This is a genomic window from Natronocella acetinitrilica (assembly GCF_024170285.1).
In the GTDB taxonomy this organism is placed as follows: Bacteria; Pseudomonadota; Gammaproteobacteria; order Nitrococcales; family Aquisalimonadaceae; genus Natronocella; species Natronocella acetinitrilica.
On sequence record NZ_JALJXV010000002.1, the window covers coordinates 524516 to 547735 of the forward strand.

Genomic DNA, 23220 nt, shown 5'->3' on the forward strand with positions numbered 1-23220 from the left:
ATAGCGTCTTGCTATCGCCGCTGACTCATGGTCTCCGGCAGCCAGGTCGCGATCTCGGGGAAGATCACTATCAACACGGCGGCCAGACACAGCACCAGGAAAAACGGGAAGGAAGCCCAGGCAATCTGCAGGATGTTCTTGCCCGTGAGCCCCTGAATGACGAAAAGATTGAAGCCCACCGGCGGCGTGATCTGGGACATTTCGACCACGATGACCAGGAAGATGCCGAACCAGATCAGATCAAGGCCGGCTGCCTGCACCATGGGCAGGACAACGGAGGTGGTCAGCACCACGACGGAGATGCCGTCCAGGAAGCAGCCCATGATGACGAAGAACACCACCAGGGCGAACAGCAACCAGTAGACGGAGAGATCCATCTGGCCGATCCAGCCTGCCAGCTCACGGGGGATGCCGGTGTACCCCATGGCCGTGGTGAGAAACGCCGCGCCGGCGAGTATGAAACAGATCATGCAGGAGGTACGGGTGGCGCCAAGCAGGCCCTCGACGAAGTTCCGCAGGTTCAGCGTTCCCGAGAACAGGGACAACAACAGCGCGCCCACCACGCCCAGGGCCGCGGCTTCATTGGGCGTGGCGACACCTGTATAGATGGAGCCGATCACCGCCACGATCAGGCCCACCACCGGCAGGAGGCGACGGGAGGCCCAAAGCTTCTGCCTGAACGGCACCGCAGGTTCCGGTGGCGGCTGGCGGCTGGGATTCAGCAGCGACCAGATGATGACGTAGCCCATGAGCAGCGCAATGAGCATCAGGCCGGGAAGAATGCCCGCCATGAACAATCGGGCGATGGAAACCTCCGCACTCACTCCGTAGACGATGAGAATGATGGAAGGAGGAATCAGCAACCCCAGCGTGGCCGAGCCGGCCAGGGTACCGATGACCATGTTGTCGGGGTAACCGCGCCGCTTGAGTTCGGGAATGGACATGCGACCCACGGTGGCTGCCGTCGCCGCCGAAGAGCCAGATACCGCCGCAAAGACCGAGCAACCAAGCACATTGACGTGAAGCAACCGACCCGGCAGGCGACCCAGCCACGGCGCAAGGCCGGCATACATGTCCTCGGACAACCGCGAGCGGAACAGGATCTCACCCATCCAGATGAACATGGGCAATGCCGCGAGGGACCAGGACGAGATGGAACTCCACAGGCTGTTGCCCATGACCAGCCCCGTTGGCGCACCGGTGAAAAAGCCGATACCGATGACAGCCACGCCCATCAATGCCAACGCGACCCATAACCCAGAGCCGAGCAGCAGCAGCAGGACAAACAACAACAGTAAACCGATTTCCGTCACGCCCATGGCGCTATTCCTCCATGAGGCCTGAACGGCGGTCATAGGGCAGATCCTGACCGCGAATGAGTGATACCAGGCAGTCCAGCAGGGCAATCAGCAGCGTGCCGATGCCGAGCACCATGGCGCTCTGGGGAATGGCCAGGGGGATGGCCAGGCGACCCGGGGAGACGTCACCGAACTCCAGTGACTCGCGCACAAGTTCGATACACCACCAGGCGGCAAAGCCCACCAGACCGATGGCCAGCAACAGGGATGTGTACTCGAAGAAGCGCTGCAACGGAGCGGGTAACCGCTCGATCACGAGCTTGACCCGAATATGACCGCCGAACATGAACGTGGGCGCCAGTGCGAGAAAGGTTGATGACAGGACGAAGTAGCCTGCCATTTCGTTGGCCGATGGAATGGTCACACCGACGAACCGCCCGACCACCTGTCCCAGCACAAGCAGGCAGATCGCTACCAGTGAGAGCGCGGCGAGCAGCCCGCAGAGCAGATAAAGTCGATCCAGCAGGTAGCGCATCATTGCCTCCCGATCCAGGATTCCTTTTCATGGGAATGAACCGGGGCGGCCGAAGCCGCCCCGATGCGCTCTTAGTTGCCGTGGAAGGCCTCGATAATGGCCTCTCCGTCGGCACCGGCTTCCTTCAGCCATTCCTCGATCATCTGCTCACCGATGGCGTTGAGCCCTTCCATCAGTTCGGCGCTGGGCTCCATGACACGGAGTCCGTTTTCGTCAAGGATCGCTTTCTGCGCTTCGGCCTCGTTGCGGCTCATTTCCCAGCCCCGCTCTTCAGCCCGTGCAGCGGCCTCGAGGATCGTCTCCTGGGTGGCCTCGTCAAGCTGATCCCAGACCTGCTGGTTGACCACCACCATGTTCTTGGGAATCCAGGCCTGGACGTCGTAGAAGTAATCGACGAAATCCCAGGCAGTGGAATCCACACCCGTGGTGGGCGAGGTGATCATGGCGTTGATGATCCCCGTGGAGAACGCCTGGGGAATTTCCGGTACTTCCACCTGGGTACCCTGCATGCCAAGCAACTCGGCCATGCGGGACGTCGTGGAGTTGTAGGCGCGGAAGCGGAGACCTTCGAAGTCTTCCACCGTATTCAGCTCACGGTTGGTATAGAACCCCTGCGCTGGCCAGGCCACCGAATACAGCAGCTTGATACGGTCACGCTCCAGCAACTGCTCGATCTTGGGGCGGGAGGCATGCCAGAGCGCCTCGGCTTCTTCGTAACTCGTGGCCAGGAAGGGCACCGAGTCGATGGCGAAGATCGGGCTTTCGTTGCCCAGTATGGAAATGAATAACTCACCCGCCTGAACCTGACGGTTGCGAACGGCCCGCTTGATATTGGGATGACTGACCAGCGAACCGGCGCTGTGCACCTCTATGCGCAACTCGCCGTTGGTCGCGTCGTGGATTTCCTGAACAAACTCGCGGACGTTCTTGGTGTGGAAGGTGGAATCACCGTAGGGAGTTGCCATATCCCAGCGGGTTTCCGCAGTGGCAGCGGCACTTCCGAGGCCTAGCGCAACAGCGGACAGCAGAGTCGTAAGTCGTTTCATGATCGTTCCTCCTCGGCTTCCGGCGTCAATGCCGGATAACAAAGGATTAACGTAACGTTAATAAATTGTCAACGACTTCTCGGGAACGAACCCCATGCTGGTTTACAGCGAGCTGGCCGCACGCGCCGCCTGATCGTAAATGCCGGACAGAGCCCGCAGGCGCGTTGCCATGGCGGCCATTTCCTCGGGATCCGGGCCACCGAACATCGCCAGGGCATCGATCAGGCAGGCCTCACGGATTTCCCGATAACGCTGGCAGGCCAGGCGGCCTTCGTCCGTGGTGGTATACCCCATCTCCTTGCCGCGGCGTCGCGCCTCGATGAGATTAAGACGACGCAGTTTCTTTAACGAGTAGTTGACGAGGTGGGTGTCTTCCACGTTGAGCACAAGACAGATACCGGCAAGAGTCTTCTCCCGGCTGCGGTGGTTGGTGTTGTGCAGGACGAGCACATCAAGCGGTGAAAGGTCGGGGATACCGGTGGCGGTCATGCAGTGCACCATCCAGCGCTCAAAGGCATGCCCGGCGTTGATCAGTGCATACTCCAACTGGCTCAGTTCCGCCGCCTTGCGCGACACCAGATGCTCGGACGACACGATTGCGTTGCGTTTGGCCATTGCTACTCCAATGAATCAGACGCCTTTCAAAATGGCGCGAATTGACGGGCTTTTCATCAATAGTATACCAACAATTCACCAAACACAGACCCCGCTCTCCGCGATGTTGATACACGTAATCCGATGATTACCCGTCACGCCGGTCATCCCGTATACTGAGGCCTGCGTGCCAGCTGGGGAGGCGGCTCGGCAAGCTTGCGCAGGTGGGGCATGAACAGGGAACGCAGACAATATCAACGAAAAGCCGTGACCTGGGATGCGGACCTCAGCGGTCCCGGTTTCGGGCCGCTGGCATTCGAGATCACGGACTTCTGTGACGGTGGCCTGTTTCTGGTACCGGCGACACGCACAGCCGACAACCAGTTGCGTCAGCAGGGGGTGGGGACGACCCGTATTCGGGTCGGTCTGGCCGACCCGGTCAGCGGACGCCGCCGACAGGTGGAGGCAACTGTGGTCCGGGTATCCGAACAGGGCTTCGGCATCGCCTTTGCCGCCCTGCAGCCCGAATTGACCGGCGCCCTCGACACCATCGCGGCTAGCGCCCGCTCTGCGCAATCGGCCGCCTTCGCCGCCGACAAGCGCAAGCCCATCGGGCGCGAGCAGCAGCGCCGTGGGCGCGACGCCCTGCGCCAGTGCGTTGACCTCATCGGCAGCTTCCTCGACGGCCGGCTGCAGGCCTTCACATCGCAGGCGGAAGGCGCACTGTTCCAGGCAGCGGAGACCGCCGCAAGCAACCCGGTTCAAGCCGCCCACTTCGGCGGCATTCGCATGCTCAAGAAGCACCGCCATCAGTTCACCCACGATATTCGCGAACTGGCCGTCGCCAACTGGCTGGATATCGGCCGCTTCGCCATCAATCCGGAACAGGACGTCGCTGCCACCGCCGATCAGCTGTCCCTGGTGGATGAAGGCGACTTCGAGGACTGGCTGCAGCGCTCCGAAGTGATTTCCCGGGCCGAGACCCGGGCCATCCGCAGCCTGCGCTACCTGCACCGGCGCCTGGCGGTGATCGCCGACACGCCCATCGACGAATACAGCAACCCCATCTCCCCCGTGGCGCTGTGTCATCACCTGGCAGACCAACTCGCCATTTTCCGACCGGATCGCGCCAGCAAGGGGGTGATCTATCAGAGTTTCGGCAAGGCTCTGCTGAACCAGCTAGGCGTCCTTTACGACGGCATCAACGAACGGTTACGCGAGGCCGGCGTGCTCCCGGACCTGGAAGACGAGCGGCTTTACATCAGCAAGGTTCGGGATGCACACCGCTCCCGACCCAGTGAACTCGATCAGGGAGCCGTGGAGCGGGAATCGGGCGCAAGCACGGACGACCCGGGTGTTGCCCAGGCACCGCTGCCGGGATCGGGTTTCGGTAGCCTCTATCGCACGGTTCGCGATCTATTTAGAGCCAGTCGCCAGGAGGCCGGCGGAGAAGCTGCGGCCGAAGCCCCTCCAGCGCACCCCGCGACACCACAGTTGGCCAGCCAGGCGGCCGCCTCCCTGCCGATGCCCCCAGCGGAGGCGGGAACACAAGCGCCCCCCTTGCGCGAGCAATTGCAGAACCAGATTCAGACCTTGCAGCCCGGCGAGGGTGTGGGGCTGGCACCGGAACAGGTCGAAAGCGTCGATCTTCTGGAGTCATGGTTTTCCGAATTGCGACCGGATGTCGAAGATGGTGGTTTTTTCCGCGAATGGAGTCACCGCCTGGTGCCGCTGGCGCTGGCCGAAGAGATGCGCGACGGCAGCTTTCTGCAGCAACGTGATCGCCCCATCCACCAACTGATCGACGCCCTGGATCGGGCAGCCAATGCCATGGCCGCAGCCCGCCCGGCAGACCGTGAATCCTTGCGCGCTCGTCTGACTCCGGCCCTGGAACAGGCCGTCGCGGCGGGCGGCGCAGCCGAACAACTCGCCGAGGCGGCCGAAGCCCTGGACTCCGGCATTGAGCGTTCTCGCAAGATCGTTGACGCCGGTATGGAACGCGTCCGGCAGGCTTGCGAAGGCTCGCAACGTCTGTCCCTGGCCCGGGAGTGCGTGGAGGAGGCCCTGCTGGCCCGGCTAGGCGAGGGCGAGATTCCTTCCCCCCTGCTGCGATTGATCGAGGAGGGCTGGCGCAATCATCTGGTCCTGGTCGAACTGCGTCACGGGCAGGACAGCGCCCAATGGCAGCGCGGCCTCAAGGCCGTGGACATCCTGCTGGCTGGCCTGGGATCAGAAGATGTGCCAAGGCGACGGGTCAAGGAGCCGCAAAAGCTGTTCGCCTACATTCATCAGGCCTTGGCGCAGACCAACCGTCCACCGGCAGAGATCGGCGCACTAGTGGGTGAACTCGAGCGATGGCTTGCCGAACCCCTGGACGGCCCCTACCCGCCCAGCGGTCGCTTCGAGGCGGTGGAAGTGGGACAGGCGGCGGAGCCCACCAGCGCCGAGGAGTTGCCCGAGGAGTGGCTCGGCCGCGCCAAGTTGCTCAATCCCGGTGACTGGGTGCAACTACCGGATAGCGAGGGCACACCCACCACGCTACGCCTGGCATGGGTCAGTCGCGGCCGGGACCGCTTCGTGTTCGTCAATCGCGCGGGACAACGTGCCGCGGAACTCAAACTGCCGGAACTTGCCCTGGCGCTGGGCGAACTGGACGACCCCGGCGAGGACCTGAACACCCCGGCCACGATGCGCCGCTGGCAGGACATGCTGCTGAAGCTGAACCGGCAGCTCTCCCATCAGGCCACCCATGATCCGCTCACCGGCCTGCTTAACCGCAAGGCCATGCAGCGGCGCATCCGCTACCTGCTGGAACACCCCAAGGCCACGGGCATGCAGCATGTTTTCTGCCAGTTCGCCATGGACGACTTCAAGGTGGTGAACAACACGGTGGGACATGAAGGTGGCGATGAGACCCTGCGCCAGGTTGCAGAGCTGCTACAGGACGAAGCCGGCAAGCGCCTGCTGATCGCCCGCATGGGGGGCGACGAATTCGCGGTACTGATGGTGCGCACCAAGGCGGACGACGCCCGCACCTATGTGGAACGTCAGCTGGCCCGGCTGCGCGAACGGCGCTTCGGCACCGAACGCCAGCCTATCCGGCTGACGGCGAGCGCCGGCCTGGTGCCCTTCGACCGCAAGAGTCACGACGAGGAGGCGCTGCTCCGGGATGCCGACAACGCTGTCTTCCGAGCCAAGGAGAGCGGCGGCAATCGCTACCATATCGTGCGGCCCGATGACGCCGACCTGGCGGACCTGCAATTGAGCATGAACCAGGCGACCCGGGTTGATCTGGCACTGGAATCCGGTGGCCTGCAACTGCGCTGTCAGCGGATAATGCCGCTGCAGGACGCGCAACTCCTGCCCATGTTCGAAGTGCTGATCAGCCTGGCAGATGGCGACAAGGAGAACCTGCGGCCGGATCAGTTCATTCCGGCCGCGGAGCGCTTTGGCCGGATGCCGGCCCTGGACCGCTGGGTGATCCGTGAAGTCTTCGACTGGTATCAGGCCAACCCGGACTCGGTGCGTGGCCTCGGGGCCCTGTCCATCAACCTGTCGGGGCAGACCCTCAACGACGTGGGCTTCCTGGATTACCTGAAAAGTCAGTTCGATTCCGGTCGTGTGGATTCCGCCAAGATCTGCTTCGAGGTCACGGAAACCGCGGCCATGGCCAACCTTGCAGTCGCGGCCGACCTGATCCGCGAACTCAAGCAGCTGGGGTGTCGTTTTGCCCTGGACGATTTCGGCAGCGGCCTGTCGTCCTACTCCTACCTGAAGAATCTGCCCGCAGACTTCCTCAAGATCGACGGCGAGTTCATCCGCGACCTGGACAGCCCCGGCTCCGACGATGCCATGGTTCGCTCCATCCACGAACTCTGCCATCACCTTGGCAAGGTCACCGTCGCGGAGTTCGTCGAATCCGACAGCATCCGCCGTCGCTTGCAGTCGATCGGGCTCGATTACGCTCAGGGCTTCGGCATCGAACGGCCCATCCTGCTGGAAGACCTCGAACCCAATGCCATGTATGCCACCTGAGCAAGACGTGTCATAAATTTGCAGCGTGGAGTGTATAGGTGTTGTACAATACCTGTTCACACTCACTCACGGCGAGGATCTGCCATGAGCATCGACATGGCCCAATGCTTCGAACATATCATCACCGGGGTCGGCGAAGACGTCAGGCGCGAGGGTCTGGTCAAGACGCCCGCCCGCGCCGCGCAGGCCTTCGAGTACCTCACCCGGGGCTACGGGCAGGATCTCGACGAACTCGTCAACGGCGCCGTGTTCAGCTCCGACAGTGACGAAATGGTCATCGTCAAGGGCATCGAATTCTACTCGCTGTGCGAGCACCATCTGCTGCCGTTCATTGGTCAGGCCAACGTCGCCTACATTCCCAACGGCAAGGTCATCGGGCTGTCGAAGATCGCCCGCATCGTTGACATGTACGCCCGCCGGCTGCAGATACAGGAAAACCTCACCCGGGAAGTGGCCGAGGCGGTGCTAAGGGTCACCGAAGCCAACGGGGTTGCCGTGCAGATGAATGCGCGTCACATGTGCATGATGATGCGTGGCGTCGGCAAGCAGAACTCCGAGATGAGCACCTCCGTGATGCTGGGTGCGTTCCGGGACTCCCAGAACACCCGCAACGAGTTCCTGCAACTGATACGGTAACGGGCGCCGCGGGCGCAGCAGCCCGATGGCCTCGTGGGAGCGACGATGGATCCGGCACAGTCAGTGTTGATCAACAGCAGTGCCCAGGTGGATGCGTCCCGCATTCACATCAAGGATCTGCGCCTGCGAACGTACGTGGGTTTCAACAAGGAAGAGCAGGAGAAGCGTCAGGACGTGGTGATCAACATCATCATCGACTATGACGCGCTGAAGGCGGCGCAGTCGGATCATCCGGACGATGCCCTCAACTACAAGACCATCACCAAGCAGGTGATTGAACTGGTTGAGAACAACCGCTTCCTGCTGCTGGAAAAACTGGTCCACGACATCCTTGCTCTCGCCCTGGCCCACAAGGCTGCGAACGTGGTGGAAGTGGAGGTGGACAAACCTCATGCCCTGCGCTTCTCCGACTCCGTGTCGCTGACCATGCGAGGGCGCCGAGGAGACAGCTGATGACCGCCCTGCCCTCGACCCCGTCAGCCACGCGTACCACCGCCGTCTGGTTAGGCGCGGCCGGTGCACTGCCATTCATCGCCGCCGTTCTGGCCGGTCTGCTGTTGGCGGACAGCCTCATTGCACAATGGACCGGGCAGGCCGCATTCCTTTACGGCGCCGTCATCCTGTCGTTTCTAGGCGGCATCCACTGGGGCCTCGCACTCACCACGGCCCGGGCTGACAGCCGCGCCTACATTATCGGCGTGATTCCGTCGCTGGTGGGCTGGGGCGCCGTCCTGCTGCCCATGCGCATCGGCCTGGTTGTGCTGGCCCTGGGCTTCATCGGCCAGTTCCTGATGGACCTTCGACTGAGCCTCCCGGGCTGGTTCCGGACGCTGCGACTGGCCTTGACGATTGTGGTCTCCGCCAGCCTCTTCCTGCTCGCAATGCTGGAGTGAAAGCGGGCACCGGCGGCGTGCCCGGCACCCGCTCCCCGACCAGCAACTAGGCCTGTTTGGCTGCCAGCATCCGGCGGTACTCTTCCTCGAAGAAAAACTCCTTTTCGCCGAAGGCGGGCTTGAGTTGGTTCAGCCAGGTGGCCTGCGGATCGTACTGGGCGAAAAACGGCCGCTGCACCCAGTCCGGATTGCGACCCTGGATGAAACGCAGCACGAAGACCTTCTCGCCATGGATCTCGGTGACCCCCTGGATCTCCACCTTGCCCGGATCAGCGCTCATGGAGGGGCCCCGGGCAGTGCGACCGAGCCCGGACACCTGTTGCATGGCGCTTCGGTAGACGTCCCAGGCCCGGGCCAGCGGCACTTCGAAATAGCGCCGTGCACCGGTATCACGCTCCACGAACATGTAGTACGGAATAATGCCGAGTTGCACCTGACGTCGCCATAGCGTCGCCCAGGCGCCGGCATCGTTATTGATATGATTGAGCAGTGGGCCCTGGGCGCGGATTTCCGCGCCGGTTGCGCGCACCCGGCGGATCGCCTCCTCCGCGATGGGGGTGGCCAGTTCATTGGGGTGGTTGTAGTGGGCCATCAGCGCCACGTGCTTCCCGGCCCGGACCAGTTTCTCCAGCAGTCGGAGCAGATCATCAGCATCCTTGTCGCTGACGAAGCGATAGGGCCAGAAGGTCAGCGCCTTGGTGCCGATGCGAACCGTCTGCACATGGTCAAGGTCCGCCGCCAGTAGCGGCTCGAGATACTGGGCCAGATTGCGCGTCTTCATGACCATCGGATCGCCGCCGGTCATGAGCAGATCGCTCACCTCATGGTGGGTGCGCAGGTACTCGATAAGGGTATCCGCCTCGTTGGATGCAAAGCGCAACTCCTTGTCACCCACGAATTGCGCCCATCGAAAGCAGAAGGTGCAATACGAGTGACAGACCTGCCCCTGGCTCGGGAAGAACAGCACCGTCTCGCGATACTTGTGCTGCATGCCCTCGACCTTCTCGCCTTCGAACTCGGGCACGTTCAGATCCATCTGACCCGCCGGATGCGGGTTGAGCTCACCGCGAATCTCGCGGGCGACACGCTGCACCTCGGCCCGATCGGCATCACCGCGCAGCACGTCAGCCATCCGGTTGAAACTCTCCGGCGCGAGCATGTCACGCTGCGGAATGGTGAGTTGGTAGATGGGGTCGTCGGGCACCTGCTCCCAGTCGATCAACTCGTTGATCACGTACTCATTGACCCGGAACGGCAAGACGTTGGCGACGACCTGCATGGCGAAGCGTTCCTCCGCCGACATACGCTCCAGCCCCGGAATCTCGTGCATGTTGCGCAGCGTGTAGACATGAAACCGGCGGGGACCGGTGGAAGTCTCAACGGCTGATGCTTGCAGCGGCAGAGTTCTGCTCACGTTCCGCCTCCTCTTTGCTCATTGATTGCCATGCGAAGCTAACCACCCGCGATAAGCAACGGGACGGTCACGGGTAGATACTCGGTTTACTGATGTCCGCGACAGGGAACATTCCTGGGGCACATCAAGACGGAGCCCGAAAGCCCCTTCGGCATGGCGTTGCCGAATCGTGCAGACTGTACCCGCGCAGTGGCAGGCCCGTGCATGCGTATTGCCAAATCCGTGGCAGAGTATACCCATCCGGCCCGAGGCTGGCTAATCCGCGATTGAGGGAGAGCCGCACATGACTGACAGAGTACCCGCCGTATTGATGCGCGGCGGAGGCAGCAAGGGCCTGTTCATTCGTGTCAACGACCTGCCCGTTGATCCGCAGGCGAGAGATGCCCTCATCCTGCGCATGATGGGCAGCCCCGATGCGACCGGACACCAGCTTGACGGAGTCGGTGGCGGCAGACCGGAAAGCAGCCGTGTTGCTCTGATCAGTGAGAGTCTCAGACCCGACTGCGACATCTGCTACCGCTTCGGACAGGTCTTGCCACAGGCAGACCATATCGACTACTCGGGATGCTGCCTCGACCTGGCCGCGGCTGCCGGCCTCTATGCACTGCAGGCCGGCCTGGCCAGCGCCGCCCATGACAAGACTACGGTGGCCATCTGGCAGGAGAACCTGCAGCAGCGTCTGCTCGTCCACGTCCCCGGGGTTGAGGCGATGCCGGCTGGCGGCGAGGGTACAATCCGGATTGCTGGCGTCCCGCGCTCGGGGCCCGCCATCGACGTCGATCTGCTGGCCGGCCCCACGGCTCCGCCTTGCCTTGCCACCGACCAGCCGTCTGACTTGCTGCATCTGGATGATGGATCGCGAGTCCGGGCAAGCCTGGTGGTCCTCGGGCGGCCGACCATCTTCGTCAAGGCCTCGGATTTCGGTCTCAACGGTGATGAACCCCCAGAGGGCTGGCATCACACCACGTTACAACTGCTGGATCAGGTGGTGCGGGCCGGTGCCGCACACATGGGGTTGGCAGGGGCACCCTCTTCGGACCGCACGGCCCATCCGGCGATCGTCGTGGTGGGCCCGGCTGCTGACGTCATCGATGAAGAAGGCAACACACATCCGCCGGAGAGCATGCATCTATTGGGGCGCTGCATCCTGGCCGCACGGCTGCAGCCCGATTTTCCGGCCGATTGCGCAATCGCCCTGGCCGTCGCCGCGGCAATTCCCGGCACGGTGGTGGAAGAACTGATCGGCCAACCAATGAACAGGATCAGCCTGGGCCACGCTGGTGGCGTCATGCCCCTGGAGGCGCATGTTCGCCTCGATGACGGTATCTGGATCGCCGATCGCACACGTATCACCCGAACCGCACGGCGACTCATGTCCGGTCACGTTTTCCCGTGAGATCCCCTGACCGCAGCGCCGATAGCCCAGGTACTTGACCCCGGTCAAAAACTCTCCCATGAGCAAGGCTAAGCTGGCCCACTCAACGCGACGGGCAAGCCCTCCCTGCGCAATTGCAGGGATCATCCGCCCACGATGTGTTGCGACGCACCACACCCACAGACCAGAAAATGCCGGGAGGTTACCGTGTACGCAGAACTCTTCTCAAAGACCACCGACCAGATGCAGCAGCTCATGGCTCCTGCCCGAAAGATGCAGGAAGTCATGGTTGAGCACGTTGCCAGGCTGGCGGACTTCCAGATGGACAGCATGAAGCAGTATTCCGAGATGACCATCGGCCAGCTCCGCTCCCTGCAGGATGTCAAGAGCCCCGAGGACTTCCAGCAACTGATGAGCGGCCAGAGCGAGTTGCTCAAGGGCTTCACCGAGCAGATGTCCACTGACATCAGCGAGCTGACGAAGCTGCAGCGCGACCTCTCTGAAGAACTGCAGAAGCTCTCCCAGGAGAGCATGAGCAGCTACGCCGAGGGGGCCAGGAAGCAGGCCCGCCAGGCCGTGAGCACGGCCAAGAAATCGGCCTGAGCCGCAGCACCCCCGCAACGTAAGCCATTGTCCAGGCGGCCCCGACGGGGCCGCCTGGCTGTAGGCGTTCGCGGTTCAGGGCTGCAACGAGATCCCCATGACCACCGGCAGCAGCCAATAGATGAAGGCGGTGGTGAGCAGGATCGTCACGATGTTCAGGGCGAAGCCCGCCCGTGCCATTTGCGGCACGGTGATCGCCCGACTCCCGAACACCACGGCGTTGGGTGGGGTGGCCACCGGCAGCATGAAGGCGCAGGAAGCGGCCACCGCCACGGCTGCCATCAAGGACAGGGGATGGAACCCCGTGGCCACCGCCAGGGCACCCATCAAGGGCACAAACAATGTTGCCGTGGCCGTGTTGGATGTGACCTCGGTGAGGAACACAACCAGCGCAACACAGGCGGCGATCATGAGAATGACCGGCGCACCGGCAAGCCCCTCCATACCGTTTGCCATGGCCTCGGACAGGCCGGTTTCAGTAAAGCCTGCCGCCAGCGCAAAGCCGCCACCAAACAACAGCACGATATCCCAGGGAATCTTCACCGCCGTTTCCCAGTCGAGCAGCCTCTCTCCTGATTTCTCGCCGGAAGGCAGTAAAAACAGGGCCAGGGCCCCTGCGATACCGATACTGGAATCATTGATCTGGTTGAGCATTCCCTCAGGCAGGAATCCCCGCGTGATCCATGCCAGTGCAACGCAGACGAATACGATCAGCACCCGCTGCTCGGCACGCCCGATGGTGCCGATTTCCTGCAATTCCCTGGCGATCAGGTCATGGCCACCCGGCAGTTTCGACATGCCCCGGCCATGGCGGCCAAAAACCAGATACACCCAGGCGATACCCAGCATGATCACCGAGAATGGCAGACCGAAAGCCATCCACTGGGCGAAACCAATATCGATACCGTAGAGTTCATTGGCCATGCCCGCCAACACGGCGTTGGGCGGTGTGCCGATCAGGGTCGCGACACCACCGATGGAGGCACCGTAGGCAATACCCAGCATCAGCGTCACGCCGAAACCCGCAGCCAGTGCCTCCCCCGTCTTGTCCGCCTCTTCGCGGCTTTGCTGGAGAACAGCCAGCGCGATGGGCAGCATCATCATTGCCGTCGCAGTGTTGCTGATCCACATTGAAAGGAATGCAGTCGCAACCATGAACCCGAGGATCATGCGGCGCGGATCCAGACCGACAAGACGGATGGTATGGAGGGCGATGCGCCGATGCAGATTCCAGCGCTGCATGGTGACGGCGATGAAAAAGCCGCCAAGGAACAGAAAGATCAGATCATTGCCGAATGCCCGGGTGACGTTGCCCGGGGCCATCACGTCGAAGGCTGGAAACAGGACGATTGGTACCAATGCAGTAGCGGCTAGCGGCAACGCTTCGGATATCCACCAGGTGGCCATGAGTGCGGCGACCAGGGCCACTGCCCACTGCGCCTCGGACAGACCCCACAGAGGGCCGATAAGCCAACCGATGACAAGCACGACAGGACCGAGATACAGCCCGAGCCGCTGACGGGACAATTGCATGCAAGACCTCCTGATGGGACGTTGGACGAAAACAACCCTTCAAGCCTAGCGGCCATGCAGGGATTTGCCGGAGAGTTTCCTGCACCTATCGGAATAAAAAAACCGAATTCAATAGCTGCTTGATATAATGCACAGGAATGGACGTTGTCTTAATCCAGGACTTGGAGCTCGCAGTTGGAGCTGACGAACCAGATAATCCTCATTGGCGGGCTGTTGTTCCTGCTGAGCATTCTCGCCAGCGTGATCTCCAGTCGCATTGGCGCTCCGCTGCTGCTGGTCTTTCTCGTCATCGGCATGCTGGTGGGCGAGGAGGGCCCCGGGGGAGTGCGTTTCGACGACTTCCAGTCGGCCCATCTCATCGGCAGCATGGCCCTGGCCGTCATACTCTTCGATGGCGGTCTGCGCACCCGCGTGGAGACCTTCCGGGTTGGCCTGCGCCCGGCGGTAACACTGGCCACGCTGGGCGTGGTGATTACCGTGCTGGCCACCGGATTTTTCGTGTCCTGGGCCTTTGGCCTGCCATTGCTGGTCGGCTTGCTGATCGGCGCCATCATCGGCTCCACTGACGCCGCCGCGGTGTTTTCCCTGCTTCACTCCCACGGCCTGGAACTGAAGCAACGCACCAGCGCCACCCTGGAGATCGAATCCGGCAGCAACGACCCCATGGCGATTTTTCTGACCATCGCCCTGGTGGAGATCATCATGGGTCAGCACGCCAGCATCGGGGCCGGATTGCTGGTGGAGTTTGTTACACAGATAGGCGTCGGCGCCCTTGCTGGACTCGGTGGCGGGTTGGCCCTGGCGCTGCTCATCAATCGCATCGGCCTCACCCCGGGGCTCTATCCTCTGCTGGCACTGGCCGGCGGCCTGCTCCTGTTCGGCGCCACCTCAGTGGCGAACGGCAGCGGTTTTCTCGCCGTGTACCTGGCCGGGGTGATCCTCGGTAACCGGCGGCTGCAGAGCGCCCAGAATATCCGCCGCTTTCACGACGGCATGGCCTGGCTCTCGCAGATTGTCATGTTCCTCATGCTCGGTCTGCTCATTACACCCAGTAATCTCATCGCCATCGCACCCCAGGCACTGCTCATCGCCGCCATGCTGATTCTGGTGGCTCGGCCGCTGGCCGTTGTGATCTGCCTGTTGCCGTTTCGATTCCCCTGGCGAGACCAGGCCTTCATCAGCTGGGTGGGTCTGCGCGGTGCGGTGCCCATCCTGCTCGGGCTGTTCCCGCTGATGGCCGGGGTGGACAACGCCTTCCTGTATTTCAACGTGGCGTTCTTCGTCGTCCTGATCTCTCTGGTGGTCCAGGGCTGGACCATCGCTCCGGTGGCTCGCCTGCTGCAACTCGACGTACCGCCGCGCTCCCGCGTGGTACATCGCATGGAACTGGACCTACCCGGCCAGGTGGAGTACGAACTGGTGGGCTATACGCTGGAGTCCGACAGCCCCGCCCTCTACAAGATGGTGAACCGCCTGCAGCTGCCGGACTCGGTGCGGTTGCTGGCCATCATTCGCGATGGCAACCCGGTTGCCGAACCGGGCACGGAAATCCTGCAGGACAGCGACTACCTGTACCTGCTGACGCCACCGGAACGCTTGCCCGAACTTGATCGCGTGCTCGTGGCCGACCACGGCCCGGCCCGGCTGGAAGAGACCCGCTTCTTCGGTGAATTCGTATTGAACGGCGATGTCCCGCTGGCGGCGCTGGCCAATACCTACGAGTTGGATATCCCCGAGCGCGGTGACGAGGACGAGAGCCTGAGCGACTACCTGCAGCGGCTCTTCAAGAATCGGGCCGTCGTCGGTGACCGGGTCAAGGTCAATCACATGGAGTTCGTGGTCCGCGCCATGGAAGGGCAGCGCATCACCCAGGTGGGCATGAAACTCGCGCGCCAGCACAACAAGGACAATTAGTGTCTCCTTGAGCTTCTCGGAGACGGGGTGGGCCGTTACACTGAGCCCGATCCGCAACGTCGCTCCGGGAAGCATCATCAGACACCATGAACGACACTCTCCGACAACAACTGCTCAAGGCCGGCGTCGTCGACAAGAAGCAGGCCGACAAGGTTGCCCAGGAAGCGCGCAAGGAAAAGAAACAGGCGCGCAAGAAAGGCAAGAAGGCCGCCCCGGAGACCCCGGAGGCGAAGCGACTGGCGGAAGAGGCCAGAAAGGAGCGTGCCGAACGGGATCGGGCGCTGAACCGTCAGCGCGAAGCCGACAAGCAGCAGCGGTCCGCAGCGGCGCAGGTGGAGGACATCCTCAAGCAGCACGCCTTGTCCATGCGCGATGGCGACCGGCCCTACAACTTCACCTACGGCACCGTAATCCGCAAGGTCGAAGTCACTGTGGAACAGCACAAGCAACTCGCCCAGGGGCGACTTGCGGTGGTGGAACATCGCAAGCGCTTTCATCTGGTGCCCGCCACCGTGGTGCCGAAATTGCTGGAGCGCGACGCGAGCCTGTTCGTGGCACTGGCGGAACCGAGCCCGGACGAACTGGACGACGCCTACAAGGACTTTCCCATTCCCGATGACCTGGACTGGTAGCCGCCGCGCGGCACCACCTCATCGCACAAGCGGACCAACATCACATGGCTTTCGAACAGCAGCTGCTGGACAGGCTGGACCAATTGCTGGCGCGTGTCGACGCGCTGGTGCCCGGCGCGGCCGCCGCCCCTGACTGGGACGCCAGCATCGCCTTTCGCTGGCGCCGCGGGCCGCGGGGCGGCGCTCTGCAGCCGGTGCGCCACCCCCACGCCCTGTCCCTGGACAAACTGCGCAATGTCGACCGGCAGAAGCTGTTGCTGGAGCGCAATACCCGCCAGTTCATCGCCGAGTTGCCCGCCAACAACGCACTGCTCTGGGGCTCACGGGGCACCGGCAAGTCGTCACTGGTCAAGGCCCTGCTGAACCGTTACGCGGCGGATGGGTTACGCCTGATCGAGGTGGACAAGTCCGACCTGGTGGATCTGGCGGACATCGCCGACCTGGTCTGGGACCGGCCGGAGCGGTTCCTGGTGTTCTGTGATGATCTGTCCTTCGAAGCGGGCGACCCCAGCTACAAGGCCCTGAAGGCCATGCTCGACGGCTCCGTCAGCGCCGCGCCGGATAACCTGCTGATCTACGCAACATCCAATCGCCGCCACCTGCTCCCGGAGTACATGACCGATAACGCCGAGAGCCGAAACGTGGACGGCGAGATCCATCATGGCGAGGCGGTGGAGGAAAAGATCTCCCTGTCGGAGCGATTCGGGCTGTGGGTGTCGTTCCACCCTTTCAGCCAGGACAGCTATCTGGATATCGTCTGGACCTGGCTCGAGCACTTTGGCACCCGGCTGGACGATCCCGAGGCCATTCGCGCAGAGGCCCTGCGTTATGCCCTGGCCAGAGGCTCACGCAGCGGCCGCGTAGCATGGCAATTCGCCCGTGACTGGGCGGGGCGCTCGGGGTTGGGCGAGGGCTGATGCGGATCGGGGAATGGATGTCGGAGTGGCATGACCAGCGCCGACATGGTGCGTTACGCCCTTTGGGCTAACGCACCCTACGTGAGGCCGTGCCCGCTGTAGGGTGTGTTAGCGCGCAGCGCGTAACGCACCAATGCGGCGCTGGATCAGGACGCCGTGGCGCGGTTGCGGAGGAACGCCGGGGTCGGTAGGCGCAACAGCAGAAGCACGGCCAGAATGGCACCGTAGATCAACGGCTCCCAGGGATCGGCGCGCACCAGCAACAGGAAGTGCAACACCCCCAGCACTGCAATCAGATACACCAACTTGTGCAGTTGCTTCCAGCGCCGCCCCAGCCGGCGCATCCAGGCATTGGTCGAGGTCACGGCCAGCGGGATCAAAAGCAGCAGGGCCAGGAACCCCATTAGAATGTAAGGCCGGTTGATGACATCGTCGGCGATGGTGGCCGGGTTCAGCATGTGATCAAACAGCGCGAACACCAGAAAGTGCAGGACCACATAGCTGAACGCCAGCAAGCCGATCATGCGCCGCAACCTGATGGGAAACGTCCAGCCGGTCATCCGTCGCAGGGGCGTCATGGCCAGGGTTACGAGCATCAGCCGCAGGCCCCACTGCCCGGACTCGTGGGTCAGGTATTCCACGGGGTTGGCACCGGCCTGGCCCGCGAACACGGCGACGATCATCCACGCCATGGGCAGCAGGCCAAGCAGCAGTAACGCCGGTTTGACCAAGGGATGGAGGCCGTGGACGTGCAATGGGTTGCCGCCTACCAATTCTGCCGGGTGCTGAGGTCCATACCCGCGTAGAGGTCAGCCACCTCTTCTTCGTAGCCGTTGAACATCAGCGTGTCCTGCCGGAAAAACCGGCCGATCCGGCGCTCACGAGCCTGGCTCCAGCGCGGGTGCGACACGTTCGGATTGACGTTGGCATAGAAGCCGTATTCGTTGGGAGCGATGACCTGCCAGGTATTTTTCGGTTGCTCCTCCGTGAAGCGGATCTTCACCAGCGACTTGCCGCACTTGAAGCCGTATTTCCACGGCACCACCAGGCGGATGGGGGCGCCATTCTGGGCCGGTAACTCGCGACCATAGATGCCCACCGCAAAGATCGACAGCGGATGCATGGCCTCGTCGATACGCAGGCCCTCGACATAGGGCCAGGGAATGGAGGAGGAGCCACGTTGCGCCGGCATCTGCTCGGGGTCCTGCAGTGTGCGCAGTTCCACGTACTTGGCGCGAGAGGTGGGCTGGAAACGCTTCAACACGTCCGCCATGGGAATACCCACCCAGGGGATGACCATGGACCAGGCCTCGACACAGCGGAAGCGGTAAATGCGCTCTTCAAGCTGGTGCGGACGCACCAGATCCTCGTAGGTGTAGGTGCCGGGGTTCTCGCACTCGCCATCCACCTCGACGGACCAGGGCTCCACCCGCAACAGGCCCGGAGCCAACCGCTTGGGGTCGTCCTTGCCCATGCCGTACTCGTAGAAGTTGTTATAGCTACTGATGTCTTCGAGGCTGTTGGGCTCGGCGCTGGTGCTGAACTCACTGGGCGCGACGTCCGGGAAAGGCCGCAGCGCATCAAGATCGTCCAGGGTCCGTGACCAGAGCATCTGCGGAGCCACCAGGCTGCCCGCCGCGATGGTGCCCGCCGCCTTGATGAATTCACGACGACGGTAATAGATCGACTCCGAGGTGATCTCGGACGATCTGACGTCGGACTTACGGGTGCGTCGGATCAGCATGCGGGGCTCCCCCTTTGGGTACGTTGGCCACATTAGACGGCACGAAGCCGACTTTGTTTCCGGTACCGCTGTGGAAGTCCGCAGAATGGCCTGATCTGCAGCTGACCGTCAGCCCACCCAGACCCGGGCGTTACGGAACATCCGCAGCCAGGGGCCGTCCTCGCCCCAGTCTGCCGGGTACCAGCTATGCTGCACGGCGCGGAACACACGTTCGGGGTGCGGCATCATGATGGTAACGCGGCCGTCGCGGTTGCAAAGACCGGTAATCCCCTCCGGGGAGCCGTTGGGGTTGGCGGGGTAGCGCTCCGCGGGCAACCCCTCGGCAGTTACAAAGCGCACAGCCACCTGGCGGGCGGATTCCAGCTTGCGTGGCCCCTGATCGCCACCGAATACCGCCCTGCCCTCCCCATGGGCGACGGCGATGGGCATGCACGAGCCGGCCATGCCGGCCAGCAGCACGGACGGCGAGCGCACTACCTCCACCAGGGCCAATCGGGCCTCGAACTGCTCCGAGCGGTTGCGCAGGAAATCCGGCCACAACCCGGTTCCGGGAATGATCTCGCGCAGGCCGGACAGCATCTGGCAACCATTGCAGACACCCAGGGTGAAGGTGTCACCGCGCTGGAACCAGGCCTCGAAAGCCTGTCGTGCACGGGGGTTGAACAGAATGGAACTGGCCCAGCCACCACCGGCACCCAGCACGTCGCCGTAGGAGAACCCGCCGCAGGCGGCCAGGCCCTGCATGGACTGCAGCGTCTCGGCGCCGGAGAGGATGTCCGTCATGTGGACGTCCACGGCCTCGAAACCGGCGCGGTGAAAGGCTGCTGCCATTTCAACGTGCCCGTTGACGCCCTGCTCCCGCAAGATGGCGACCCGGGGGCGGGCGCCGGAGGCAATCATCGGGGCGGCAACGTCTTCCGCCGGATCGAACTGCAGGCGCGCCTGCAGCCCCGCATCGCTGGCTTCGGTCACGGCCTCCCATTCCTCCCGGGCGCAGTCGGGATCGTCCCGGAGCGCCTGCATCCGGTAGGTGGTCTCCTGCCAGATACTCTGCAGCTGGCCGCGTCCTGCATGCAGGCAATCTACCCCGCCCCGGCGGAATCGCAGGTCGTCACCGGCCACGGGGCGGCCGATCAGGTGCACCGCACCGTCCAGGTCGGCGGCAGAAAACAGTTCCAGCGCGCGCTGCAACGCATCGGCGGGCACCTGACAGACGGCTCCCGGTTCCTCGCTGAAGAGGATGGCCGCGGTCTCGCCGACGAGATCATCCAGTTGGATATCCAGTCCACAACGCGCCGCGAACGCCATTTCACAGAGGGTCGCGAACAGACCACCATCGCTGCGATCATGGTAGGCCAGCAGCAGGCCGGCGCGGCGCAGCCCCTGCACGCCCTCGAAGAGGCCACGCAGATCAGCCGCATTATCAAGGTCCGCTGGCTCTTCACCCAGGGCGGCATAGGCCTGCGCCAGGCTTGAGCCGCCCAGGCGATGCCGTCCGCGGCCCAGGTCGATCAGCAGCAGGCAGGTGTCACCCTGATCCAGCCGCAGCTCCGGCGTTGCCGTACCGCGCACGTCGTCAACAGTGGCAAAGGCCGTGATGACCAGCGAAACAGGGGAGGTCACCGCCTGCTCCACACCGTCGTCGTCCCACACGGTCTTCATGGACATGGAGTCCTTGCCCACCGGGATAGTGATATCCAGGTCCGGACATAACTCCATACCCACGGCACGCACCGTGTCGTAGAGCCGGGCATCCTCTCCGGCATGGCCGGCGGGCGCCATCCAGTTGGCAGACAGATTAATGCGATCGAGGCCGTCCACCGGTGCCGCCGCCAGATTGGTCACCGCCTCGGCAACAGCCAGGCGGCCTGACGCCGGGCCATCCAGCAAGGCCACCTGGGGGCGCTCGCCCAGGGCCATGGCCGCGCCGGAATAGCCGGTGTAGTCATCCAGGGTGACGGCCACGTCGGCCACCGGCACCTGCCAGGGCCCCACCATCTGGTCCCGCGCTACCAGGCCCGTGACGGTGCGGTCGCCAATCGTGATGAGCCAGTGCTTGGCGGCGACCGCCGGCATGCGCAGCACGCGCTCCGCCGCCTCCGCCAGATCAAGCGCGGTGGTATCGAGGGCCTTGTGCCGCACAGACACGCGGCGGACATCCCGAAGCATCTTCGGCGGCTTGCCGAACAGCAGGTCCATAGGAATGTTCACCGGCAGGGTATCGAGCGCGCGGTCGGCAAGGCGCAGATGGCGAGCCTCGGTGGCCTCGCCGATCACCGCCGCCGGGCAGCGCTCACGGCGACAGATGGCCATGAAGCGGTCCAGGTCCGCGGGCTCCACGGCGAGCACGTAGCGCTCCTGGGACTCGTTGCTCCAGATCTGCATGGGCGACATGCCGGGGTCGTCGCTGGGCACCTCGCGCAGTTCCAGCACACCCCCTCGATGACTGTCTTCGAGTATCTCCGGCACGGCGTTTGAGAGCCCACCGGCACCCACATCGTGGATGGAACAGATCGGGTTGTCGGTGCCCATGGCCCAGCAGGTGTCGATCACCTCCTGGGCGCGGCGCTGCATCTCGGGATTACTGCGCTGGACTGAGGCGAAATCGAGTTGCTCATCACCGGAGCCGCTGCTGATGGACGAGGCCGCACCGCCTCCCAGCCCGATCAACATGGCTGGACCACCCAGAACGATGATTCTGGCGGCGGGCCGCACTTCGCCCTTTTCGACATGCTGATCGCGGATCTGGCCCATGCCGCCGGCCAGCATGATGGGCTTGTGGTAACCCCGCCATTCCGGCTGGCCGGGCCCATCCACCTGTTGCTCGAATGTACGGAAATACCCCGACAGGTTCGGACGGCCGAATTCATTGTTGTAGGAGGCAGCACCGATGGGCCCCTCGAGCATGATCTGCAGGGGCGAAGCCAGACGATCAGGGCGACCCGGGCTCTGCGTCTCCCAGGGCTGCTCAAAACCGGGAATGCGCAGATTGGAGGTGGTGAAGCCACAAAGCCCGGCCCGGGGGCGCGCGCCACGCCCGGTGGCACCCTCGTCGCGAATCTCACCACCGGCACCGGTGGCGGCACCGGCAAACGGCGAAATCGCCGTCGGGTGGTTATGGGTCTCCACCTTCATGACCAGGTGCACCGGCTCGGCGGATTCACCGTAGCTGCGGGTCGAGGGATCGACAAGGAATCGTTGCGCCGTGGTCCCCGCTGCCACGGCCGCGTTATCGGAGTAGGCCGACAGAATGCCGGCGGAGCGATGCCGGTAGGTATTTCGGATCATGTCGAACAGGGAGTGCGGTTGCGGCTCACCGTCAATGATCCAGTCGGCGCGGAAAATCTTGTGGCGGCAATGCTCCGAATTCGCCTGGGCGAACATCATCAGTTCAACGTCGGTGGGATTCCGACCCAGAGCAGTGTATCGCTCCACGAGATAGTCGATCTCGTCGCCGGCCAGAGCAAACCCCTGCTCCAGGTTGGCCCGCGCCAACGCGTCGCGGCCAGCGGCGAGGATGTCGATATGGGCCAGTGGCTCGGGCTCGGTCGCGCTGAAAAGATGCTCAGCGGTGGTCGGATCCCCATGAACCATTTCCGTCATGCGGTCATGGAGTTCGGCATCCAGTTTTCGCAGGACTGCGTCATCAAGCGGCTCTGATACCGATAGCGTATAGAGCAGACCGCGCTCGATCCGTCGCACCGATGCGAGACCACAATTGTGGGCGATATCGGTGGCCTTGGTGGACCAGGGAGAGATAGTACCGGGGCGCGGCGTCACCAGCCGGGTCAGGCCGGCAGGGGTGTCAGTATCCGGTGTTGCTGCACCCAGCAGGCGCCGCAGCAGTGCGGAGGCGGTCGCGTCGAGCTCCGCCGTTGTCTGCACGAAGTACAGATAGCGGGAAGAGACATCCCTCACCAGCGGAGACACGGCCTGAAGCCGCGCCAACAGTTTCCCACGGCGAAACGCCGACAGCGCGGTCGTACCGTCTATGCGCAACATGGCTGACAACCCGGATAGCCTGGAAGAATACCCGGCGACCGCCCGCCGC

Annotated in this window: 18 protein-coding genes; 9 read left to right on the top strand and 9 right to left on the bottom strand. The window is 63.3% G+C overall.

What is annotated here, in order from left to right:
* Positions 1 to 11: 11 nt before the first annotated feature.
* From J2T57_RS05670 to J2T57_RS05685, 4 genes are all read right to left on the bottom strand, one after another.
* On the bottom strand, positions 12 to 1319 hold the full coding sequence (locus J2T57_RS05670) for a TRAP transporter large permease (RefSeq protein ID WP_253475540.1): 1308 nt from the start codon (positions 1317 to 1319) through the stop codon (positions 12 to 14).
* 4 nt (positions 1320 to 1323) lie between these two features.
* The gene (locus tag J2T57_RS05675) at positions 1324 to 1836 is read right to left on the bottom strand and encodes a TRAP transporter small permease (RefSeq protein WP_253475543.1); all 513 of its coding nucleotides are present in this window, start codon (positions 1834 to 1836) and stop codon (positions 1324 to 1326) included.
* A gap of 68 nt (positions 1837 to 1904) precedes the next feature.
* Entirely contained in the window at positions 1905 to 2879 is a 975-nt protein-coding gene (locus J2T57_RS05680) for a TRAP transporter substrate-binding protein (RefSeq protein ID WP_253475546.1), read from the bottom strand.
* A gap of 102 nt (positions 2880 to 2981) precedes the next feature.
* A complete protein-coding gene (locus J2T57_RS05685) occupies positions 2982 to 3494 on the bottom strand; it encodes a winged helix DNA-binding protein (RefSeq protein ID WP_253475549.1) in 513 nt (170 codons plus the stop codon).
* A 210-nt stretch (positions 3495 to 3704) separates the two neighbouring features.
* Here J2T57_RS05685 and J2T57_RS05690 point away from each other — a divergent pair, with 210 nt between their 5' ends.
* The 4 genes from J2T57_RS05690 to J2T57_RS05705 all read left to right on the top strand — a co-directional run bounded on the left by J2T57_RS05690 (position 3705) and on the right by J2T57_RS05705 (position 9037).
* Complete coding sequence (locus tag J2T57_RS05690) at positions 3705 to 7508, top strand: DUF1631 family protein (protein WP_253475553.1); 3804 nt, start codon at positions 3705 to 3707, stop codon at positions 7506 to 7508.
* A gap of 84 nt (positions 7509 to 7592) precedes the next feature.
* Positions 7593 to 8144, top strand: a complete 552-nt coding sequence (gene folE / locus J2T57_RS05695; RefSeq protein WP_253475556.1) for a GTP cyclohydrolase I FolE — start codon at positions 7593 to 7595, stop codon at positions 8142 to 8144.
* 45 nt (positions 8145 to 8189) lie between these two features.
* On the top strand, positions 8190 to 8597 hold the full coding sequence (gene folX / locus J2T57_RS05700; RefSeq protein ID WP_253475560.1) for a dihydroneopterin triphosphate 2'-epimerase: 408 nt from the start codon (positions 8190 to 8192) through the stop codon (positions 8595 to 8597).
* Entirely contained in the window at positions 8597 to 9037 is a 441-nt protein-coding gene (locus tag J2T57_RS05705) for a DUF3429 domain-containing protein (RefSeq protein WP_253475563.1), read from the top strand. Before folX ends, J2T57_RS05705 begins: the two co-directional genes overlap by 1 nt.
* Before the next feature lie 46 nt (positions 9038 to 9083).
* On the opposite strand, the gene J2T57_RS05710 is transcribed toward J2T57_RS05705, so the two are convergent.
* Positions 9084 to 10451: a KamA family radical SAM protein gene (locus J2T57_RS05710; protein WP_253475566.1), complete on the bottom strand. Its 1368-nt coding sequence runs from the start codon at positions 10449 to 10451 to the stop codon at positions 9084 to 9086.
* Positions 10452 to 10734: 283 nt separating this feature from the next.
* On the opposite strand from J2T57_RS05710, the gene J2T57_RS05715 reads away from it, so the two are divergent.
* Both J2T57_RS05715 and J2T57_RS05720 read left to right on the top strand, forming a co-directional pair.
* On the top strand, positions 10735 to 11847 hold the full coding sequence (locus tag J2T57_RS05715) for a PrpF domain-containing protein (protein WP_253475570.1): 1113 nt from the start codon (positions 10735 to 10737) through the stop codon (positions 11845 to 11847).
* A 186-nt stretch (positions 11848 to 12033) separates the two neighbouring features.
* Positions 12034 to 12429, top strand: a complete 396-nt coding sequence (locus J2T57_RS05720; RefSeq protein WP_253475574.1) for a phasin family protein — start codon at positions 12034 to 12036, stop codon at positions 12427 to 12429.
* A gap of 75 nt (positions 12430 to 12504) precedes the next feature.
* Here J2T57_RS05720 and J2T57_RS05725 read toward each other — a convergent pair whose 3' ends face one another.
* The gene (locus tag J2T57_RS05725) at positions 12505 to 13962 is read right to left on the bottom strand and encodes an SLC13 family permease (RefSeq protein WP_253475577.1); all 1458 of its coding nucleotides are present in this window, start codon (positions 13960 to 13962) and stop codon (positions 12505 to 12507) included.
* Between the two features lie 174 nt (positions 13963 to 14136).
* Between J2T57_RS05725 and J2T57_RS05730 the strand changes: the two genes are divergently transcribed.
* From J2T57_RS05730 to J2T57_RS05740, 3 genes are all read left to right on the top strand, one after another.
* On the top strand, positions 14137 to 15876 hold the full coding sequence (locus J2T57_RS05730) for a potassium/proton antiporter (RefSeq protein ID WP_253475579.1): 1740 nt from the start codon (positions 14137 to 14139) through the stop codon (positions 15874 to 15876).
* A gap of 86 nt (positions 15877 to 15962) precedes the next feature.
* On the top strand, positions 15963 to 16508 hold the full coding sequence (locus J2T57_RS05735) for a DUF2058 domain-containing protein (RefSeq protein WP_253475582.1): 546 nt from the start codon (positions 15963 to 15965) through the stop codon (positions 16506 to 16508).
* Positions 16509 to 16552: 44 nt separating this feature from the next.
* Positions 16553 to 17425: an ATP-binding protein gene (locus J2T57_RS05740; RefSeq protein WP_253475585.1), complete on the top strand. Its 873-nt coding sequence runs from the start codon at positions 16553 to 16555 to the stop codon at positions 17423 to 17425.
* Between the two features lie 146 nt (positions 17426 to 17571).
* On the opposite strand, the gene msrQ is transcribed toward J2T57_RS05740, so the two are convergent.
* The 3 genes from msrQ to purL all read right to left on the bottom strand — a co-directional run bounded on the left by msrQ (position 17572) and on the right by purL (position 23171).
* Positions 17572 to 18156: a protein-methionine-sulfoxide reductase heme-binding subunit MsrQ gene (gene msrQ, locus J2T57_RS05745; protein ID WP_253475588.1), complete on the bottom strand. Its 585-nt coding sequence runs from the start codon at positions 18154 to 18156 to the stop codon at positions 17572 to 17574.
* Between the two features lie 35 nt (positions 18157 to 18191).
* Positions 18192 to 19169: a protein-methionine-sulfoxide reductase catalytic subunit MsrP gene (msrP, locus tag J2T57_RS05750; RefSeq protein WP_253475591.1), complete on the bottom strand. Its 978-nt coding sequence runs from the start codon at positions 19167 to 19169 to the stop codon at positions 18192 to 18194.
* Between the two features lie 108 nt (positions 19170 to 19277).
* Positions 19278 to 23171, bottom strand: coding sequence for a phosphoribosylformylglycinamidine synthase (gene purL, locus J2T57_RS05755; protein WP_253475594.1), 3894 nt, complete (start codon positions 23169 to 23171; stop codon positions 19278 to 19280).
* Between the last annotated feature and the right edge of the window lie 49 nt (positions 23172 to 23220).